We start from the raw sequence: 17,782 nt of genomic DNA, 5'->3' as shown, positions 1-17,782 counted from the left end.
GGGACGGGCCCGTGTCATGTCAGGCGCACGAGGGGGAGGGGCGGGGCCAGTGGGGCGGAGCACGGTACGGGGAGCGGTTCCCGGGGTCGGGGACAGCACGTCCACGGCGGCGGACGACGAGGCGGCGGCCGGGGAGAGCGCCGGAGACGGTGGCGCGGGCGAGGGCGGCGGCGGGCGCAGAGCCGGCCGCGGCACGGAGCGAAGACGGCGCAGACGGCGTGTGCTGCGCTGGTCGGCGACCGTGCTCGCGTTGGTGATAGTGGGCGGCGCGGGGGCCGGATACCTCTACTACGAGCATCTCAACGCCAACATCAAGAGCGACCGGCTGAACCTGGGCGACGCCAAGGACCGGGCGACGGAGACCAAGGCCAACGAGGCCGGGCAGAAGGCGCTGAACATCCTGCTGATCGGTTCGGACGCCCGGGACACGGTGGAGAACCAGAAGCTCGGCGGGGCCAGGGACACCTTCAACGGCACGCCCCTCGCCGATGTCCAGATGCTGCTGCACGTCTCCGCTGACCGCAGCAACATGTCGGTGGTGAGCATGCCGCGCGACACCCTGCTCGACATTCCCAAGTGCACGGACCCGGACACCGGCGAGGTGTTCCGGGCGCTCACCCGGGAGATCACCAACTCCTCGCTGGGGCGCGGCGGTCCGGGCTGCACGGTGGCCACCTGGGAGAAGCTCACCGACATCCACATCGACCACTTCATGATGATCGACTTCGCCGGTGTGGTGTCGATGGCCGACGCGATCGGCGGCGTCCCGGTGTGTGTGGACGCCAACGTCCACTCGCACACCAGCACCGGCAAGGGCTCGGGCCTGAAGCTGGCGAAGGGCACCCACGACATCAAGGGCAAGCAGGCCCTCCAGTGGCTGCGCACCCGCTACGGCTTCGAGGACGACACCGACCTGGCGCGCGCCAAGGCGCAGCACATGTACATGAACTCGATGGTCCGTCAGCTGCGCTCGGAGGCGAAGCTGACAAACCCCAACGGGCTGCGCAAGCTCGCCGAGGCGGCCACGCAGGCGATCACGGTCGACGACGGTCTGGACAGCATCAAGAAGATGTACGACCTGGCGACCGAGTTGCAGAAGGTGCCCACCGAGCGCATCACCATGACGACGATGCCGAACCGGTACGACACCGTCCAGACCGGCCGGGTGGTACCCACCGACGACGCCGAGAAGCTGTTCCGGCTGGTGCGCGAGGACATCGCCCTGGACGGCAAGGACGCCGCGAAGGCCACCGCGAGCCCGTCCCCGACGGTCACGGACGCGGCCGCCGCGGACGACGAGATCGCCGTACAGGTCCACAACGGGACGTACACCGACAGCCTGGGCGCGGCGCGCGGACGGGCCTCCGCGGTGACGGAGGTGCTGGTCGGCAAGGGCTTCACCGACGCCAAGGCGGACACCTCGCCGGCCACCACCGAGAAGACCACGGTGATCCGCTACCCGAGCGCCGACCTCCAGGCCGACGCCCTGCGGGTCGCGAAGGCCCTCGGCGTTCCGGCGGGCCAGGTGAAGCAGTCCACCGAGGTCTCCGGGGTCACGCTCTTCGTGGGCGCGGACTGGCGGTCGGGCACGGCGTACAAGGCGCCGGTGGAGGACGACAGGACGCCCACCTCGGCGGAGACGATGAACGCGGCCGACACCGGCCAGTGCATGCACGTGGACCCGGCCTACAGCTGGTAGGCCGGGCCCTTCCATCGCCCAGCGGTGCTCAGTGCGAGCTGAGGACCGCCGGGCGACGGGACGCGATGACCTTCCTGGCCAGCGACTTCGGGCTGGTCAGGAAGCCGAACCCCCACGACATGTGCATGGTGGCGAGGGCCACGGGGATCTGGAGGCGCGCCTTCGCCGGCAGGCCCTTGCCGGCCGGCAGCGAGCCGAGGGCGATCGCCGCGAGGTAGCCGCCCGGGATCAGGAAGCCGAGCGGGGTGAGGGCCGCGCCGACCACGATCCCGGCCGCGATCGCGCAGACGGCGGTCGGCGGGGCGAGGTAGCGCAGGTTGATGGAGCCCTCGTGGTAGCGGGCGACGACGTGCCGCCAACGGCCGTAGTCCTTGTACTGCTTGGCGAGCGCCTTGACGCTGGGCCGCGGGCGGTACGACACCTTCAGCTCCGGCGAGAACCAGATCAGCCCGCCGGCCTCACGGATGCGGAAGTTCAGCTCCCAGTCCTGGGCACGGATGAACTCCTCGTTGTAGCCGCCCTGTTGCTCGAGCGCCTCGCGCCGGAACACGCCGAGGTACACGGTCTCGGCCGGGCCGGCCTGTCCCCCGGTGTGGAAGGCGGCGTTCCCGACCCCGATCTTCGAGGTCATCGCGGCGGCGACCGCGTGCTCCCAGTCGTTCTCGCCCTCGGCGTGCATGATGCCGCCGACGTTCTGCGCGCCGGTCTCCTCCAGGAGCCGTACGGCGGTGGCGATGTAGTTCGGCGAGAGCATGCCGTGCCCGTCGACGCGGACGACGACCGGATGGCGCGAGGCCTTGATCGCCGCGTTAAGGGCGGCGGGCGTGCGGCCCGTCGGGTTCGGGACGGTGTGGACGCGCTTGTTCTTGTGGGACGCGGTTTCGGCCACGAGTTCGGCGGCGATCTCGTCCGTACGGTCCGTGGACGGACCGATGGCGATCACGACCTCCATCTCGCCGGCGTACTCCTGCGCGAGGATCGCTTGGACTGCTCCGCGCAGATGCCGCTCCTCGTTGAGGACGGGCATGATGACGGACACGGCGGGGAGCTGCACGTCGGACTTCGCGTTCATAGGGACATCACGTTACCGCGAACGGGGGACACCGGTGCGCGCCGCCGGGTGCCCTGCGGCGGGCGGCGGATCGTATCGGCCTACGGTTCTCACGGCTCCCCTCGTACGCCTCGTACGGCCGTCGCCCGGAGGTGACCCGCTTGTCCCCCACCCCGCCCCGGTCCCCCGCCTCCCGGCCCTCGCGCCGCGCGCAGCGCCGGCCGGTCCACCCCGCACCGAAGAAGCGCCCCCGCTGGGTCATGCGGGCGACCATGACGCTGTCGGTCGTCGTGCTGGCCTCCGCCGGGATCGGCCACACCCTGATCAGCAGCCTCGACTCCGGGATCGCCCGCGTCGACCCCTTCAAGGACATGAAGAACCGCCCGCGGGCCGGACACGGCATGAACGTGCTGATGGTCGGCACCGACGGCCGCGACCGGATCACCGAGGCCGAACGGCAGCGGTACCGGCTCGGCGGCGAGCCCTGCCACTGCACCGACACGCTGATGATCGTGCACATCTCGGAGGACCGGGACCGGGCGAGCGTGGTCAGCCTGCCGCGCGACTCCTACGCCGAGACGCCCCCGCACACCGACCGGACCACCGGTGAGAAGCACCACGGCCACCCCATCAAGATCAACGGGGCGTACGCGGAGGGCGGGCCGCAGCTGACCGTGCGGACCGTCGAGCGCATGACCCACGTGAAGATCGACCACTACCTGGAGGTCGACTTCACCAGCTTCATGAAGACCGTCGACGTCCTGGGCGGCGTCAAGATCTGCACCGACCAGCGCCTGAAGGACCCCTACACCGGCCTCGACCTCGCACCCGGCAGCCACACCCTGCGCGGCGGCGAGGCCCTCCAGTACGTCCGCTCCCGGCACTCCGACGCCTCCTCCGACCTCGGCCGGATGAAACGCCAGCAGCGGTTCCTGGCGGGGCTGGTGGACCGGGCGACCTCCTCCGGAATCCTGCTGAACCCGCTGAAGTTCCGTGACGTGACACGGGCGGTGCTCGGCTCGGTGCGGGCCGACCGCGGCTTCGGCACCGACGAACTGCTGGCCCTCGGGCGGGCGATGCGCACCTTCTCCCCGTCCTCCTCGGAGTTCACGACCGTCCCCATCGGGCGGATGGGGTACGCCGTGAAGGGCATCGGCTCGACCGTGAAGTGGGACCCCGTCCGCTCCGAGCGCCTCTTCGAGGCCCTGCGCGACGACAAGCCCCTCGCCACCACGCCCCGGGTCCGCAGCACGGCCGTCCGCGTGGAGGTGGCCCCGCAGCAGATCCGCGTCCAGGTGGAGAACGGCACCCGCACGCCCGGACTGGCCAGGCAGGTCGACGCCGCCCTGCGGGCCACCGGCTTCCGTACGACCGGGCAGCCGGCCACGGCCCGCGACACCTCGGTGCGCCGTACGGTCATCTCCCACGACCCCCGCTGGGACCGCTCGGCGAAGTCGCTGGCCGCCGCGCTCCCCGGCAGCGAGCTGCGCCCCGTCCCGGGCCTGGGCCCCGTCCTGAAGGTCACCACCGGCACGGAGTCCCACCAGGTCCGCAAGGTCCGGGCGGACGACCCGGAACAGGGCGAGTCCGGAGTGGTCAGGGGCGACGAGGTCGGCTGCTCCTGAGACCGGGGCGGTGCCGCCTCAGTCGTCGAAGCCCTCCGCCACCCGTCGCTCCCGCAGTTCCATGATGGCGCGGCGGCGGGACAGGCGGTGGGTGCGGCGGATCTGGGCCTCCTGGTAGCGGCGGCGGTCGCGGTCGGTCTCGGGGAGCACCGGGGGGACGCGGCGGGGCTTGCCGTCGGCGTCCACGGCGGCGAAGACCAGGTAGGCCGAGCCGACCTGGGTGGGCGGCGCCGACTCGTTCCAGCGCTCGGCCAGGACCCGGACGCCGACCTCCATGGAGGTCCGGCCGGTCCAGTTCACCTGGGCCTTCACATGGACGAGGTCACCTACGCGGACCGGCTCGAGGAACGCCATCTCGTCCATGGACGCGGTGACGGCCGGTCCGCCGGAGTGCCGTCCGGCCACCGCGCCCGCCGCGTCGTCGACGAGTTTCATGATCACGCCACCGTGCACCGTGCCCAGGAGGTTGGTGTCGTTGTGGCTCATGATGTGGCTGAGCGTGGTGCGGGACGCGGACGTCGGCTTACCCGGGATGTCCGAGGTGTCCGAGTCCACTGGGGTGACCTGGTCTGTCATGTCCTCCACCTTATGCCGAGGCGGACAAGCCGGGATTTTGTGTCAGGTTGGCAACAGCGGAGCGCTGATTCCTCGACGCCCCTGTATGGGACACACCGCCGCCCTGCACACTGGGGCGCATGAATGACTGGCCCGAGGGATGGTCCGACAACAACCGCGGCTCCCGGTACGGACACGGCGGCGCGAGCGCACAGCCCGAGGGCGCGCGCGTGATGCGTCAGGTCCGCCGCGGTCCGGCCGCCCCGCCGCAGGGCGCCGGCGTCCCGCCGCAGCCGTCGTACGTCGACGGCCAGGGATACGGCGGCGGCGACTACACCAACGCCCGCAACACCGGCTACGACAGCGGTTACAGCGCGGGCGAGGTGTACGGCGGCGGTTCCGACGGGCCGGGCGGCTACGGCACCCAGGCCGCGCGCCCCGCACCGAACTGGCGGCGCCGGATCAAGTGGACCGCGATCAGTGTCGTGACGGTCCTGGTCGTGACGACCGTCGGGACGTACTTCTGGGCCGACTCCAAGCTCAAGCGCGAGGTCGACCTGTCCAAGGTGATCGACCGGCCCGAGGCGGGCGAGGGCACCAACTTCCTCATCGTCGGCTCCGACAGCCGTGAGGGCATGACCGCCGAGGAGAAGAAGGCGCTGCACACCGGCTCCGCCGACGGCAAGCGCACGGACTCGATGATGATCCTGCACACCGGCTCCAACGGCGACACGCTGATCTCGCTGCCCCGCGACTCGGACGTGGAGATCCCCTCGTTCGTGGGCTCGGACTCCGGCAAGCGCTACGAGGGCACGGGCCGGCACACCAAGCTGAACGCGGCGTACGCGGAGGACGGCCCCGAGCTGCTCGTCCGCACGGTCGAGTTCAACACCGGGCTGCGCATCGACCACTACGTGGAGATCGGTTTCGCCGGCTTCGCGAACATCGTGGACGCGGTCGGCGGCGTCGAGATCGACATCCCGCAGGACATCAAGGACACCAAGTCCGGCGCGGACCTCAAGAAGGGCAAGCAGACCCTGAACGGCGAGGAGTCCCTCGCCTTCGTCCGCACCCGGTACGCGCTCGCCGGCTCCGATCTGGACCGTACGAAGAACCAGCAGAAGTTCCTCGCGGCCCTCGCGAGCCAGGTGGCCACGCCGGGCACGGTCCTCAACCCCTTCAAGCTGTACCCGACCATGAGCGCCGGCCTGGACACCCTGATCGTCGACAAGGACATGGGCCTGTACGACCTGGGGTCGATGTTCTTCGCGATGAAGGGCGTCAACGGCGGCGACGGCAAGTCGATGAACATGCCGATCTCCGGGTCCAGCGGCGGCAACCTCGTCTGGGACAAGGCCAAGGTGAAGCAGCTGGTGAGCCAGCTGAAGAACGACGAGAAGGTCACGGTGTCGGGTGGCTGACCGGCCCGCCGCCGCACGGCCCTTCGACGCGGTCCTCTGTGACGTCGACAACGTGATCCGGCGCTTCGACTCCACCCACCTGGAGTCGCTGGAGCGCATCGCGGGGCTCGCGGAGGGCACCACCAAGAAGGTGGCCTTCTCCCCCGAGGTCGACGGGCCGCTGCTGCTGGGCCGGATCACCGAGCAGGAGTGGGTGGCGGCCATCGCGCGCGGGCTGACCGGGCTCGTGGACGAGGAGACCGGCTGGGCGCTGGGCACCGCGCTGCTGGAGTCGCCGTTCCGGGCCGACGAGGCCGTGCTGGACCTGCTGCGCCGGGCCCGGGTCCGGGTGCCGCTGGTCCTCGTCACCAACGCCACGCTCGGTCTGGAGCGCGACCTGGAGGCCATGGGCCTGACGGAGCTGGCGGACGACGTCGTCAGCAGCGCCCGCGTCGGCCTCGTCAAGCCCGACCGCCGCATCCTCGAACTGGGCGCGGCACGGGCGGGCGTACGCCCCGACCGCTGCCTGTTCGTCGACGACACCCTGGAGAACCTCGAGGCGGCCACCGCCCTCGGCATGACGGCCGTCCACTACCGGGTGGCGGCCGACCTGGAGAAGGCGCTGGACCCGCTGTTCGCGTAGCCGGTCCGCGGACGACGATCGCCCCCTGCCCGGAGAACGGGCGGAGGGCGACGGTCGTAGGGCGGGGAGGAGTTACGGCAGGTTGCGGGCCATCACGATGCGCTGGACCTGGTTCGTGCCCTCGTAGATCTGCGTGATCTTGGCGTCGCGCATCATCCGCTCGACCGGGTAGTCGCGGGTGTAGCCGTAGCCGCCGAGGAGCTGGACGGCGTCCGTGGTGACCTCCATGGCGACGTCGGAGGCGAAGCACTTGGCGGCCGCGCCCTGGAAGGTGAGGTCCCCTTCTCCACCTCCGGCGGCGACGCGCTCCGACTTCGCCGCCGCGGCGTACGTCAGCTGGCGGGCGGCCTCGATCTTCATGGCCATGTCGGCGAGCATGAACTGGATGCCCTGGAAGTCGGCGATCGCCTTGCCGAACTGCTTGCGCTCCCGGACGTAGCCCTTGGCGTAGTCGAAGGCGCCCTGGGCGACACCGAGGGCCTGGGCGGCGATGGTGATGCGGGTGTGGTCGAGGGTCTTCATCGCGGTGGCGAAGCCGGTGCCCTCGTCGCCGATCATGCGGTCGGCGGGGATGCGGACGTTGTCGAAGTAGACCTCGCGGGTCGGGGAGCCCTTGATGCCGAGCTTCTTCTCCGGGGCGCCGAAGGAGACGCCCGGGTCGGACTTCTCCACGACGAACGCCGAGATGCCCTTGGAGCGCTTCTCCGGGTCGGTGACGGCCAGCACCGTGTAGTACTCGGAGACGCCCGCGTTGGTGATCCAGCGCTTCACGCCGTTGAGGATCCAGCCGTCGCCGTCGCGCACGGCGCGGGTCTTCATGCCGGCCGCGTCCGAGCCGGCGTCCGGCTCGGAGAGGCAGTACGAGAACATCGCGTCGCCCTTGGCGAGCGGCGCCAGGTACTTCTTCTTCAGGTCCTCGGAGCCGGAGAGGATCACCGGGAGCGAGCCGAGCTTGTTCACGGCCGGGATCAGGGAGGAGGACACGCAGGCGCGGGCCACCTCCTCGATGACGATGACCGTGGCGAGCGCGTCGGCGCCGGCGCCGCCGTACTCCTCGGGGACGTGCACCGCGTGCAGGTCGCTGGCGACCAGCGCGTCGAGGGCCTCCTGGGGGAAGCGGGCCTCCTCGTCGACCGCTGCGGCGTACGGCGCGATCTTCGCCTCGGCCAGTGAGCGGATGGCGTCCCGGAGCATGTCGTGCTCCTCGGACGGGCGGTACAGGTCGAAGTCAGCCGATCCGGCCAAGGTCTCTCACGCTCCAAGAACGCTGGGTGTGATCTCGCTAATTACCGTTAAGTAACTCAAATTTTAGAGGTCTGCCCACGCGAGTGATACGTGAGCTTGGCGACAGGGCGGCCGCACCGGTGAACTGCCCGGTGAGGGGCCCGTGTACGCCCCGACTATGCTCGTTGCGCGCATCCGGTCCCGCCCCGCCCAGCCCAGGAGCACGCATGGCCCTCAAGATCACCGTGATCGGCACCGGTTATCTCGGTGCCACGCATGCCGCGGCCATGGCCGAGCTGGGCTTCGAGGTGCTCGCGCTCGACATCGTGCGCGAGAAGATCGAGATGCTGGAGCGGGGCGAGACCCCGATGTACGAGCCGGGCCTGGAGGAGCTGCTGCGCCGGCACGTCGCCGGGTTCGAGGGTTCCAGCGGGCGGCTGCGCTTCACCCAGGACTGGGCGGAGGTCGGTGCGTTCGGCGACGTCCACTTCGTCTGCGTGAACACCCCGCAGAAGCACGGCGAGTACGCCTGCGACATGTCGTACGTCGAGTCCGCGATCGCCTCGCTCGCCCCGCATCTGGAGCGGCCCGCGCTGGTGGTGGGCAAGTCGACCGTGCCGGTGGGCTCCGCGGACCGGCTGGCCCGCACGATCACCGAGCTGGCGCCGGCCGGCGAGGACGCGGAACTGGCGTGGAACCCGGAGTTCCTGCGGGAGGGCTTCGCCGTGCAGGACACCCTGCACCCGGACCGGATCGTCGTCGGCGTGCGCAGCGAGCGGGCCGAGGCGACCCTGCGGGAGGTCTACGCCGGGCCGGTCGGGGAGGGCTCGCCGTTCGTCGTCACCGACTTCCCGACGGCCGAGCTGGTGAAGACCTCCGCGAACTCCTTCCTCGCCACCAAGATCTCCTTCATCAACGCGATGGCCGAGGTCTGTGAGGCCGCCGGCGGCGATGTGGCCAAGCTGGCGGAGGCCATCGGGTACGACGACCGGATCGGCAAGAAGTTCCTGCGGGCCGGGATCGGCTTCGGCGGCGGGTGTCTGCCCAAGGACATCCGGGCGTTCATGGCGCGCGCCGGTGAGCTGGGCGCGGACCAGGCGCTGACGTTCCTGCGCGAGATCGACTCGATCAACATGCGGCAGCGCGGGCAGATGGTGGAGCTGGCGCGGCAGGCGCTGGGCGGGGGGCCGTTCCTCGGCAAGCGGGTCGCCGTGCTCGGCGCGACCTTCAAGCCGGACTCGGACGACGTGCGGGACTCGCCTGCGTTGAACGTCGCCGGGCAGATCCACCTCCAGGGCGGCCAGGTGACGGTCTACGACCCGAAGGGCATGGACAACGCCCGCCGCGTCTTCCCGACGCTCGGCTACGCGGATACGGCCCTGGAGGCCGTCCGGGGTGCCGACGTCGTCCTGCATCTGACCGAGTGGCGGGAGTTCCGGGAGCTGGACCCGGCGGCGCTCGGCGAGGTCGCGACGGCCCGGCTGATCCTGGACGGGCGCAACGCGCTCGACCCGGTGCTGTGGCGCAAGGCCGGCTGGACGTACCGGGCGATGGGCCGCCCGACCGCCTGAGACGGGGACGGGGCGGCCGACAGGCGGGTGACGCCGGTTCGGCCGAGGCTCAGTCGGCCGAACCGGCGTCTTCCTGCATTCTGCCGCACGGGGGCGGTGTGTGACGTGTGAACTCCCTGTGGGGGACGCCCTGGGGATGACGCCCCGTGGGTTAGGGCTGCCAGCCGTCCGGGCACTCGGTCGCCCTCTGCGTCCGTTTCGCACCCCGACCGAGGAGGCGCCGTATGGCACCCACCGTCCGTCTGCGTTCCGTCGTGCTCGACTGCCCCGACCCGCGCGCTCTCGCCGAGTTCTACGCCGCCGTCGTGGGCGGCGCACCGGAAGCCGAGGACGGCGGGGAGGACTGGTACGTCCTCCAGGTGCCCGGCGGGCCCCGGCTGGCCTTCCAGCGGGCGGAGGGGCTGACCCCGCCCGAGTGGCCGCGGGCCGACCGCAACGCGCAGCAGTTCCACCTGGACCTCGACGCCGGTGCCACCTGGGAGGAGGTCGACGCGGCCCACGCGCGCGTGCTGGAGCTGGGGGCACGGCCGCTGGACCTGGAGGACCGGGAGAAGAAGGACTTCCAGGTGTACGCCGACCCGGCAGGGCACCCGTTCTGCCTCTGCCGGATCGAGAACGCCTCGTCCTCGTGAGTCTCCGGGGTCCTAGTCGTCCAGTTCCGTGATGGTCGCCGTCGACGGCTCTCTGCGTTGCTGCGCAGTCTGGGCGGCGAATTCCGCGGTGCGCAGGACGCGCTGCGCGTTTCCCCAGGTCAACTGGGTGATTTCGGTCTCCGGCCAGCCCCGGCGGAGGAGTTCGGCGATCAGGTGCGGGTAGCCGGCGGCGTCGGCCAGGTCCTGGGGATGGGCGGCGCCCGTGTCATGGGTGCCGGACAGGCCGACGCAGCCGGGTCCGGCGATCTCGCGGACGTGGTCGAGGTGGTCGGCGACGTCCCTGAGGGTCGGGCCGGTCTGTTCGGCGGCCAGCGGCACCATGCAGAGGCCGCCGGCCGCGCCGAGGGCGGCGAGGAGTTCGTCGGGCAGGTTGTCGGGGTGGGGGCGCAGGGCGCGGGCGGCGGAGCGGGTGCACAGGACCGGTGTCCTGGAGAGGGTGAGGGTCCGGGCGATCGTGGCGTCGGAGGCGGCGGAGAGGTCGGCGAGCACGCCGAGCCGGTTCATCTCGCGCACGACCTCCTCGCCGAACCGGGTGAGCCCGGCCTCGCTGGCCCAGGAGGTGCCGGCGAGGGTGAGGACGCGCAGGCCGAGGGAGTGCAGGACGCGCAGGATGCCGAGGGAGTCGTCGAGGGCGGTGGCCGGGGCGGGGCCGAGGACGACGGCGACGCGGCCGCAGTTGCGGGCGTCGATGACCTGGCCGGCGCCGTACGCGGGGCGCAGTCCCTCGGGGTGGGCACGGATCACCGACCGGACGAGGTCGACCTGGTCCAGGGTGGCGGCGACGGCCCGGCCGGTGGCGAGCCCCGTCGGCGGGTGCAGTGACCAGAACAGGGCGCCGACGTGGCCCTCGCGCAGTCGGGGCAGGTCGGTGCCGACGGCGCTCTCACCGAGCTGGAGGTCGTAGAAGGGCAGCCGGCGCAGGGCGCGGGGCAGGGCGTTGTGGCCGTCGACGACGGGGTGTGCGGCGAGGAGGACGTGGGCGCGGTCGAGGGGGTCGGCGTCCGGGTCGGACAGCGCGGTGGCCGCGGCGTCGGGAACGTCGGCGAACGGGGGGAACGGGTCCGGCAGCTCGCCGACCTCCGGCGTGGTGTGCAGTTCGTGCTGGAGGTCGGCCATGGCGGTCTCCGTACGTCGATCAGCAGTACGGTCACCGTCGCACGGCGGGCGGGCCGCTTCCTGGTGGAAGGTGCCGTTCGGGGTACGCGCCCCGGCCGCGGTCAGTCCTGCCGCGCCACCTGGATCACCTCGTCGAGAGTCTCGCGGGACCGGACGAGGTCGGCGATCATGCAGTCGATGCGTTCGCGCTCCGCGGTGAGGTCGGCGACCAGGCGCGGGGTGGCGACCTCGGAGGGGCCGCCGTCGGCGTCGCGCATGCAGGGCAGCAGCTCGGCGATCTTCGCACTGTGCAGCCCGGCCGCGAACAGCTCCTGGATCCGTACGACCCGGTCCACGGCCGCCTCCGGATAGTCCCGGTGCCCTCCGGGCGTACGACCGGCCCACAGCAGCCCCTGAGCCTCGTAGTACCGGAGCGACCTCTCGCTCACCCCGGTACGCCGGGCCAGCTCACCTATCCGCATCCCCACACGCCCCTCCGTGGCAGGCGGCTCAGCCGTCGAGTGACTCGATCGTCGCGTTGGACGGGGCCCGGGTGGTCCGGAGGTCGCGGGAGACGTCCTCCGCGGCGCCCAGGACTCGGACCGCGTTCTGCCAGGTGAGCTTGGCGAGGTCGGAGTGGGACCAGCCTCGGTCGAGGAGCTCGGCGAGGAGTGTCGGATAGCCGGAGACGTCGTTCAGGCCCTCGGGGGTGAAGGCGGTCCCGTCGTAGTCGCCGCCGATGCCGAGGTGGTCGATGCCGGCGACCTCGCGCATGTGGTCGAGGTGGTCGGCGACCGTGGCCACGGTGGCGACCGGGCGGGGGTTCGACTCCTCGAAGGCGCGGTGGACCTTCATCGCCTCGGCGGTGGCGGCGAGGTGGTGGAAGCCGTGGGCGCGCATGTTCTCGTCCGCCGCGGCCGTCCAGTCGACCGCCGCCTGGAGCACGAACTTCGGCACGAACGTCACCATCGCGATGCCCCCGTTGGCGGGCAGCCGCTCCAGCACGTCGTCCGGGATGTTGCGCGGGTGGTCGCAGACGGCACGGGAGGACGAGTGGGAGAAGATCACCGGGGCGGCGGAGACGTCCAGCGCGTCGCGCATCGTCGTCGCCGCCACGTGCGAGAGGTCGACCAGCATGCCCTCGCGGTTCATCTCCCGCACGACCTCGCGGCCGAACGCCGTCAGCCCGCCGGCCTTCGGCACGTCGGTCGCTGAGTCCGCCCAGTCCACGTTGTCGTTGTGGGTGAGCGTCAGGTACCGCACGCCGAGCGCGTACAGGCCGCGCAGGGTGCCCAGCGAGTTGGCGATGGAGTGGCCGCCCTCCGCGCCCATGAGCGAGGCGATACGGCCCTCCGCGCGCGCCGCCTCCATGTCGGCGGCGGTCAGGGCGGACCTGAGCGCCTCGGGGTGGCGGTCGATCAGCTGCCGTACGCAGTCGATCTGCTCCAGCGTCGCCGGGACCGCGTCGGGCAGGTCCGAGCGGACGTACACCGACCAGTACTGCGCGCCGACGCCGCCCGCGCGCAGGCGGGGTATGTCGGTGTGCAGGTGGGTGTGCTGGTCGGTGGCGATGTCACGGGCGTCGAGGTCGTAGCGGACCTGTTCGCGCAGCGCCCACGGCAGGTCGTTGTGGCCGTCGACGACCGGGTGGGCGCGCAGCAGTTCCCGGGCCTGCTCCAGGGAGGTCATCGGCGTCACTTCCCGAAGCCGAAGCCGCCGCCGGCGCCGCCGCCGTCGACCTTGGCGCGCAGCCGCCTGCCCTTCTCGGTGGCCTGGTCGTTGAGGTCCTGCTGGAACTCGCGCATCCGGGCGAGGAGGTCCTCGTCGTGCGCGGCGAGGATGCGGGCGGCCAGCAGACCGGCGTTGCGGGCGCCGCCGACCGAGACGGTCGCGACGGGCACGCCGGCCGGCATCTGCACGATCGACAGCAGGCTGTCCATGCCGTCGAGGTACTTCAGCGGCACGGGCACGCCGATCACCGGGAGCGGGGTGACCGAGGCCAGCATGCCGGGCAGGTGGGCGGCCCCGCCCGCGCCCGCGATGATCACCTTCAGCCCGCGCCCCGCCGCCTCCTCGCCGTAGGCGACCATCTCGCGCGGCATGCGGTGCGCGGAGACGACGTCCACCTCGTACGCGATCTCGAACTCGTCGAGGGCCTGGGCGGCGGCCTCCATGACGGGCCAGTCGGAGTCCGACCCCATCACGATGCCTACAACACGGCTCATTCGGTGATCGTGCCTCTCAGGTAGCCGGCAGCGTGACGGGCGCGTTCCAGCACGTCGTCGAGGTCGTCGCCGTAGGTGTTCACGTGGCCGACCTTGCGGCCGGGCTTCACGTCCTTGCCGTACATGTGGATCTTCAGTTGGGGGTCGCGGGCCATGCAGTGCAGGTACGCGGAGTACATGTCCGGGTAGTCGCCGCCGAGGACGTTGACCATGACCGTCCATCCGGCACGCGGGCGCGGGTCGCCGAGGGGGAGGTCGAGGACCGCGCGGACGTGGTTGGCGAACTGCGACGTGATCGCGCCGTCCATCGACCAGTGGCCCGAGTTGTGCGGGCGCATCGCCAGTTCGTTGACGAGGATGCGGCCGTCGCGGGTCTCGAACAGCTCCACGGCGAGGTGGCCGACGACGCCGAGTTCCTTGGCGATGGTCAGCGCCATCTCCTCGGCCTTCAGGGCCAGGCCCTGGTCGAGGCCGGGGGCGGGCGCGATCACCGTGTCGCAGACGCCGTCGACCTGCTGGGACTCGACCACCGGGTAGGCGACGGCCTGGCCGTGCGGGGACCGTACGACATTGGCGGCCAGCTCACGGACGTAGTCGACCTTCTCCTCCGCGAGGACGGGCACGCCCGCGCGGAAGGGTGCGGCGGCCTCGGCCTCGCTGCCGACGACCCAGACGCCCTTGCCGTCGTAGCCGCCGCGGACCGTCTTGAGGACGACGGGGAAGCCTCCACCCTCCGCGGCGAACGCGGCGACGTCCGCCGGATCGGCCACGATGCGGTGCCGTGGGCAGGGGATGCCGATCGCGTCGAGCTTCGCGCGCATCACGCCCTTGTCCTGGGCGTGCACGAGCGCGTCGGGGCCCGGACGGACGGGGATGCCGTCCGCCTCCAGTGCCCTGAGGTGCTCGGTGGGGACGTGCTCGTGATCGAAGGTGATCACGTCACAGCCCCGCGCGAACTCGCGCAGCGTGTCCAGGTCGCGATAGTCGCCGACGACGACATCGCTCACCACCTGGGCCGCGGAATCCTGGGGAGTGTCACTGAGGAGCTTGAACCTGATGCCCAACGGGATGCCCGCCTCGTGTGTCATACGAGCGAGCTGACCCCCGCCGACCATGCCGACTACCGGGAACGTCACACCCCCAGGGTATCGGCCACAACGCACCGGCTGAATTCCGCTCCTGTTTTGCGCCTGTTCTGCGGCTCCTGGCCGGCTGGGAGGCGGCCGCACAGGAAACCTGCGAGGGGGGTGGTTAGCATGGCTGGGTTGACGAAACCGACACCCGGACGGGGGCCTGTACGACCATGGCACATGGTTCCGCTGGTTCCTCGGGGGGAGGACGGCTGCGGCGACTCACCCGGGAGCTGGCCAAATTCGGCGCGGTGGGCGGGGCGGGGCTGCTGGTCAACCTCGGTGTCTTCAACTTCGTGCGGCACGTCACCGACCTTCAGGTGGTGCGGGCGAGCGTCATCGCCACGGTCGTCGCCATCGCGTTCAACTACGTCGGGTTCCGGTACTTCACCTATCGGGACCGGGACAAGGGTGGGCGCACGAAGGAGATGACGCTGTTCCTGCTGTTCAGCATGGTGGGGCTGGTCATCGAGAACGGGTTGCTGTTCCTGGCGACGTACGGGTTCGGGTGGGACAGTCCGTTGCAGAGCAACGTGTTCAAGTTCCTCGGGATCGGGGTCGCCACGCTGTTCCGGTTCTGGTCGTATCGGACGTGGGTGTTCAAGGCGCTGCCGCTGCGGGGAGCTGTGGAGTCTCCGGGGGCGGCCGCGGATTCGGCGGGTTCTGCTGCCAAGCAGCGGGTGGGCTGAGGCGAACGCCGGACGGGCCGGATCGCCCGACCGGTGCTTTCGGCGTGCCGGAAACGCCGGGTTATCTGACCGTGGGTTCCGGGTCCGGACGGGGTTTCTTCTCCGGGGCCGTTCGGGACAGGAACAGGCCGAAGACCGGGGGCTTGGTCTGGAGCATCTCCAGGCGGCCGCCGTCCGCTTCGGCCAGGTCCCTGGCCACCGCCAGGCCGATTCCCGTGGAGTTGCGGCCGCTGATCGTGCGCTCGAAGATGCGGGCGCCGAGGTCGGCGGGGACGCCTGGGCCCTCGTCGGTGACCTCGATGACGGCCTGGTTGCCGGTGACGCGGGTACGCAGGGCGACCGTACCGCCGCCGTGCATCAGCGAGTTCTCGATCAGGGCCGCCAGCACCTGGGCCACCGCACCGGGCGTGCCCACCGCCTGGAGGTGGCGTTTGCCCGAGCTGACGATCGCGCGGCCCACACCGCGGTAGGCCGGGCGCCACTCGGCGAGCTGCTGCTGGATCACCTCGTCGAGGTCGAAGGTGACGGCGGAGCCGGTGCGCGGGTCGCGGGAGTTCGTCAGCAGGCGCTGGACGACGTCGGTGAGGCGTTCCACCTGTGTCAGGGCGATGGTGGCCTCCTCCTTCACCGTGTCCGGGTCGTCGGTGAGGGTGATCTCCTCCAGGCGCATGGACAGCGCGGTGAGGGGGGTGCGCAGTTGGTGGGAGGCGTCGGCGGCGAGCCGGCGTTCGGCGGTGAGCATGCGGGCGATGCGCTCGGCGGAGGAGTCCAGCACGTCGGCGACCCGGTCCAGCTCGGGGACGCCGTACCGCTTGTGGCGGGGGCGGGGGTCGCCGGAGCCGAGGCGTTCGGCGGTCTCGGCGAGGTCGGTGAGCGGGGAGGAGAGCCGGTTGGCCTGGCGGATGGCCAGGAGGACGGCCGCGATCACCGCGAGCAGCGCCACCAGGCCGATGATGAGCAGGGTGCGGCCGACCTCACGGGTCACGGAGGAGCGGGGCTCCTCGACGACGACGGTCTCGCCCTCCTCGCCCCTGGCCTCGCCCCGGATCACATCGCCCTCGGGGCGGCTGCCGACGGCGATGGCCGGCCTGCCGGGAATCCGGACCACCGCGTACCGCTCGTTCGTGAGCTGGTCCCGCAGCATGTTCGCGTCGACGGTCCCGGCCCCGAGGATCCGGCTGTCCACGATGCTGGCCAGCCGGGCCGCCTCCAGCTCCACGCGTTCCTGTGCGCTGTTGCTGATCGTGCGCGTCTCGACGATGACGAGGGAGACCCCGAACACGGCGATCACGACCAGCACGACGGACAGCGTGGACTGAATCAGACGGCGACGCACAGGGCCCTCCGGGCAGGTGACTTACGTGGATCAGTGGACCGCGCCGACCCACTCGTCGTCGGCCGGCTCCTCGCCCGCTGAGCGGAATCGACGGAGCCCGGTGCTGTACAGCGCCCCCACAGGGGCGCGGGGAACTGCGCGACCAGCCACGGACGGCCCGCAGGATCAATACCGCACTTCCCGCGGACCGCTCAGCTCTTCTCGAAGCGGAAGCCCACGCCGCGCACCGTCGCGATGTAGCGGGGGTTCGCCGCGTCGTCGCCCAGCTTCTTCCGGAGCCACGAGATGTGCATGTCGAGGGTCTTGGTCGACGACCACCAGGTCGTGTCCCAGACCTCCCGCATCAGCTGGTCGCGGGTGACCACCCGGCCGGCGTCGCGCACGAGGACCCGGAGGAGGTCGAACTCCTTGGCGGTGAGCTGGAGCTCCTCCTCGCCCATCCAGGCGCGGTGCGACTCGACGTCGATGCGCACGCCGTGGGTGGCGGGCGGCTGCTGGGGTTCGGAGGCGCCGCGCCGCAGCAGGGCCCGGACGCGGGCGAGGAGTTCGGCGAGCCGGAACGGCTTGGTGACGTAGTCGTCGGCGCCCGCGTCCAGTCCGACGACGGTGTCGACCTCGTCGGCGCGCGCGGTGAGGATCAGGATGGGGATGGCATGGCCGTCGGCGCGCAGCCGGCGGGCCACCTCCAGGCCGTCCATGCCGGGGAGCCCGAGGTCCAGCACGACCAGGTCGATGCCGCCCTGCATTCCGGCGTCGAGTGCGGTGGGTCCGTCCTCACGCACCTCGACCTCGTACCCTTCCCTGCGCAGTGCGCGGGCCAGCGGCTCCGAGATGGACGCATCGTCCTCGGCGAGCAGTACACGGGTCATGAGGCGATGGTAGTCCG

Annotated in this window: 17 protein-coding genes; 7 read left to right on the top strand and 10 right to left on the bottom strand. The window is 71.3% G+C overall.

From position 1 onward, the window contains the following. Window positions 1–16: 16 nt before the first annotated feature. Entirely contained in the window at window positions 17–1,699 is a 1,683-nt protein-coding gene (locus ACFWJX_RS05690) for an LCP family protein (protein ID WP_383237245.1), read from the top strand. Window positions 1,700–1,727: 28 nt separating this feature from the next. Here the strand turns inward: ACFWJX_RS05690 and ACFWJX_RS05685 are convergent, their stop codons facing one another. Beyond that, window positions 1,728–2,771, bottom strand: coding sequence for a glycosyltransferase family 2 protein (locus ACFWJX_RS05685; RefSeq protein WP_383237242.1), 1,044 nt, complete (start codon window positions 2,769–2,771; stop codon window positions 1,728–1,730). Between the two features lie 239 nt (window positions 2,772–3,010). Between ACFWJX_RS05685 and ACFWJX_RS05680 the strand changes: the two genes are divergently transcribed. Next, complete coding sequence (locus tag ACFWJX_RS05680; protein ID WP_383237404.1) at window positions 3,011–4,375, top strand: LCP family protein; 1,365 nt, start codon at window positions 3,011–3,013, stop codon at window positions 4,373–4,375. An 18-nt stretch (window positions 4,376–4,393) separates the two neighbouring features. Here the strand turns inward: ACFWJX_RS05680 and ACFWJX_RS05675 are convergent, their stop codons facing one another. Then, window positions 4,394–4,951 (bottom strand): acyl-CoA thioesterase, encoded by a 558-nt coding sequence (locus ACFWJX_RS05675; RefSeq protein WP_383237240.1) that lies wholly within the window; start codon window positions 4,949–4,951, stop codon window positions 4,394–4,396. A 119-nt stretch (window positions 4,952–5,070) separates the two neighbouring features. Between ACFWJX_RS05675 and ACFWJX_RS05670 the strand changes: the two genes are divergently transcribed. Next, entirely contained in the window at window positions 5,071–6,351 is a 1,281-nt protein-coding gene (locus ACFWJX_RS05670; protein ID WP_383237237.1) for an LCP family protein, read from the top strand. Continuing rightward, window positions 6,344–6,973 (top strand): HAD family hydrolase, encoded by a 630-nt coding sequence (locus tag ACFWJX_RS05665; protein WP_383237234.1) that lies wholly within the window; start codon window positions 6,344–6,346, stop codon window positions 6,971–6,973. Before ACFWJX_RS05670 ends, ACFWJX_RS05665 begins: the two co-directional genes overlap by 8 nt. 72 nt (window positions 6,974–7,045) lie before the next feature. Here ACFWJX_RS05665 and ACFWJX_RS05660 read toward each other — a convergent pair whose 3' ends face one another. Beyond that, a complete protein-coding gene (locus ACFWJX_RS05660) occupies window positions 7,046–8,218 on the bottom strand; it encodes an acyl-CoA dehydrogenase family protein (protein ID WP_383237231.1) in 1,173 nt (390 codons plus the stop codon). Between the two features lie 206 nt (window positions 8,219–8,424). Between ACFWJX_RS05660 and ACFWJX_RS05655 the strand changes: the two genes are divergently transcribed. Together ACFWJX_RS05655 and ACFWJX_RS05650 are read left to right on the top strand one after the other, a co-directional pair. Further along, window positions 8,425–9,768 carry a UDP-glucose dehydrogenase family protein gene (locus ACFWJX_RS05655; protein WP_383237228.1) on the top strand — a complete coding sequence of 448 codons (1,344 nt, stop codon included), beginning with the start codon at window positions 8,425–8,427 and terminating at the stop codon, window positions 9,766–9,768. A gap of 224 nt (window positions 9,769–9,992) precedes the next feature. Beyond that, entirely contained in the window at window positions 9,993–10,400 is a 408-nt protein-coding gene (locus ACFWJX_RS05650) for a VOC family protein (protein WP_383237225.1), read from the top strand. A 12-nt stretch (window positions 10,401–10,412) separates the two neighbouring features. Here ACFWJX_RS05650 and ACFWJX_RS05645 read toward each other — a convergent pair whose 3' ends face one another. From ACFWJX_RS05645 to ACFWJX_RS05625, 5 genes are all read right to left on the bottom strand, one after another. Continuing rightward, window positions 10,413–11,537, bottom strand: a complete 1,125-nt coding sequence (locus tag ACFWJX_RS05645) for a dipeptidase (RefSeq protein WP_383237222.1) — start codon at window positions 11,535–11,537, stop codon at window positions 10,413–10,415. A 101-nt stretch (window positions 11,538–11,638) separates the two neighbouring features. Next, window positions 11,639–11,998, bottom strand: a complete 360-nt coding sequence (locus ACFWJX_RS05640) for a MerR family transcriptional regulator (RefSeq protein ID WP_383237401.1) — start codon at window positions 11,996–11,998, stop codon at window positions 11,639–11,641. Between the two features lie 28 nt (window positions 11,999–12,026). Then, window positions 12,027–13,205, bottom strand: coding sequence for a dipeptidase (locus tag ACFWJX_RS05635; RefSeq protein WP_383237219.1), 1,179 nt, complete (start codon window positions 13,203–13,205; stop codon window positions 12,027–12,029). A gap of 5 nt (window positions 13,206–13,210) precedes the next feature. Then, window positions 13,211–13,741, bottom strand: a complete 531-nt coding sequence (gene purE, locus ACFWJX_RS05630; protein WP_383237216.1) for a 5-(carboxyamino)imidazole ribonucleotide mutase — start codon at window positions 13,739–13,741, stop codon at window positions 13,211–13,213. Further along, window positions 13,738–14,877, bottom strand: a complete 1,140-nt coding sequence (locus ACFWJX_RS05625) for a 5-(carboxyamino)imidazole ribonucleotide synthase (protein ID WP_383237213.1) — start codon at window positions 14,875–14,877, stop codon at window positions 13,738–13,740. The genes purE and ACFWJX_RS05625 overlap by 4 nt, the downstream gene beginning before the upstream one ends. A 167-nt stretch (window positions 14,878–15,044) precedes the next feature. Between ACFWJX_RS05625 and ACFWJX_RS05620 the strand changes: the two genes are divergently transcribed. Continuing rightward, window positions 15,045–15,560 (top strand): GtrA family protein, encoded by a 516-nt coding sequence (locus ACFWJX_RS05620; RefSeq protein WP_383237210.1) that lies wholly within the window; start codon window positions 15,045–15,047, stop codon window positions 15,558–15,560. Between the two features lie 61 nt (window positions 15,561–15,621). Here the strand turns inward: ACFWJX_RS05620 and ACFWJX_RS05615 are convergent, their stop codons facing one another. Then, window positions 15,622–16,896 carry an ATP-binding protein gene (locus ACFWJX_RS05615; RefSeq protein WP_383237208.1) on the bottom strand — a complete coding sequence of 425 codons (1,275 nt, stop codon included), beginning with the start codon at window positions 16,894–16,896 and terminating at the stop codon, window positions 15,622–15,624. A 191-nt stretch (window positions 16,897–17,087) separates the two neighbouring features. Next, window positions 17,088–17,765, bottom strand: coding sequence for a response regulator transcription factor (locus ACFWJX_RS05610; protein ID WP_073499288.1), 678 nt, complete (start codon window positions 17,763–17,765; stop codon window positions 17,088–17,090). Between the last annotated feature and the right edge of the window lie 17 nt (window positions 17,766–17,782).

It is taken from the genome of Streptomyces sp. NPDC058335, from assembly GCF_042723915.1.
Taxonomy (GTDB): Bacteria; Actinomycetota; Actinomycetes; order Streptomycetales; family Streptomycetaceae; genus Streptomyces.
Note: the sequence above shows the minus strand (reverse complement) of the source record. Positions and strands in the feature narration are given on the sequence as shown.

What these genes read in the sequence shown, in the direction of transcription:
- ACFWJX_RS05685 (WP_383237242.1), bottom strand. Translation starts at nt 2,771, where the DNA reads ATGAACGCGAAGTCCGACGTGCAGCTCCCCGCCGTGTCCGTCATCATG.
- ACFWJX_RS05610 (WP_073499288.1), bottom strand. Translation starts at nt 17,765, where the DNA reads ATGACCCGTGTACTGCTCGCCGAGGACGATGCGTCCATCTCGGAGCCG.
- ACFWJX_RS05690 (WP_383237245.1), top strand. Translation starts at nt 17, where the DNA reads ATGTCAGGCGCACGAGGGGGAGGGGCGGGGCCAGTGGGGCGGAGCACG.
- ACFWJX_RS05620 (WP_383237210.1), top strand. Translation starts at nt 15,045, where the DNA reads ATGGCACATGGTTCCGCTGGTTCCTCGGGGGGAGGACGGCTGCGGCGA.
- ACFWJX_RS05640 (WP_383237401.1), bottom strand. Translation starts at nt 11,998, where the DNA reads ATGCGGATAGGTGAGCTGGCCCGGCGTACCGGGGTGAGCGAGAGGTCG.
- ACFWJX_RS05645 (WP_383237222.1), bottom strand. Translation starts at nt 11,537, where the DNA reads ATGGCCGACCTCCAGCACGAACTGCACACCACGCCGGAGGTCGGCGAG.
- ACFWJX_RS05670 (WP_383237237.1), top strand. Translation starts at nt 5,071, where the DNA reads ATGAATGACTGGCCCGAGGGATGGTCCGACAACAACCGCGGCTCCCGG.
- ACFWJX_RS05680 (WP_383237404.1), top strand. Translation starts at nt 3,011, where the DNA reads ATGCGGGCGACCATGACGCTGTCGGTCGTCGTGCTGGCCTCCGCCGGG.
- ACFWJX_RS05675 (WP_383237240.1), bottom strand. Translation starts at nt 4,951, where the DNA reads ATGACAGACCAGGTCACCCCAGTGGACTCGGACACCTCGGACATCCCG.
- purE (WP_383237216.1), bottom strand. Translation starts at nt 13,741, where the DNA reads ATGAGCCGTGTTGTAGGCATCGTGATGGGGTCGGACTCCGACTGGCCC.
- ACFWJX_RS05650 (WP_383237225.1), top strand. Translation starts at nt 9,993, where the DNA reads ATGGCACCCACCGTCCGTCTGCGTTCCGTCGTGCTCGACTGCCCCGAC.
- ACFWJX_RS05635 (WP_383237219.1), bottom strand. Translation starts at nt 13,205, where the DNA reads ATGACCTCCCTGGAGCAGGCCCGGGAACTGCTGCGCGCCCACCCGGTC.
- ACFWJX_RS05655 (WP_383237228.1), top strand. Translation starts at nt 8,425, where the DNA reads ATGGCCCTCAAGATCACCGTGATCGGCACCGGTTATCTCGGTGCCACG.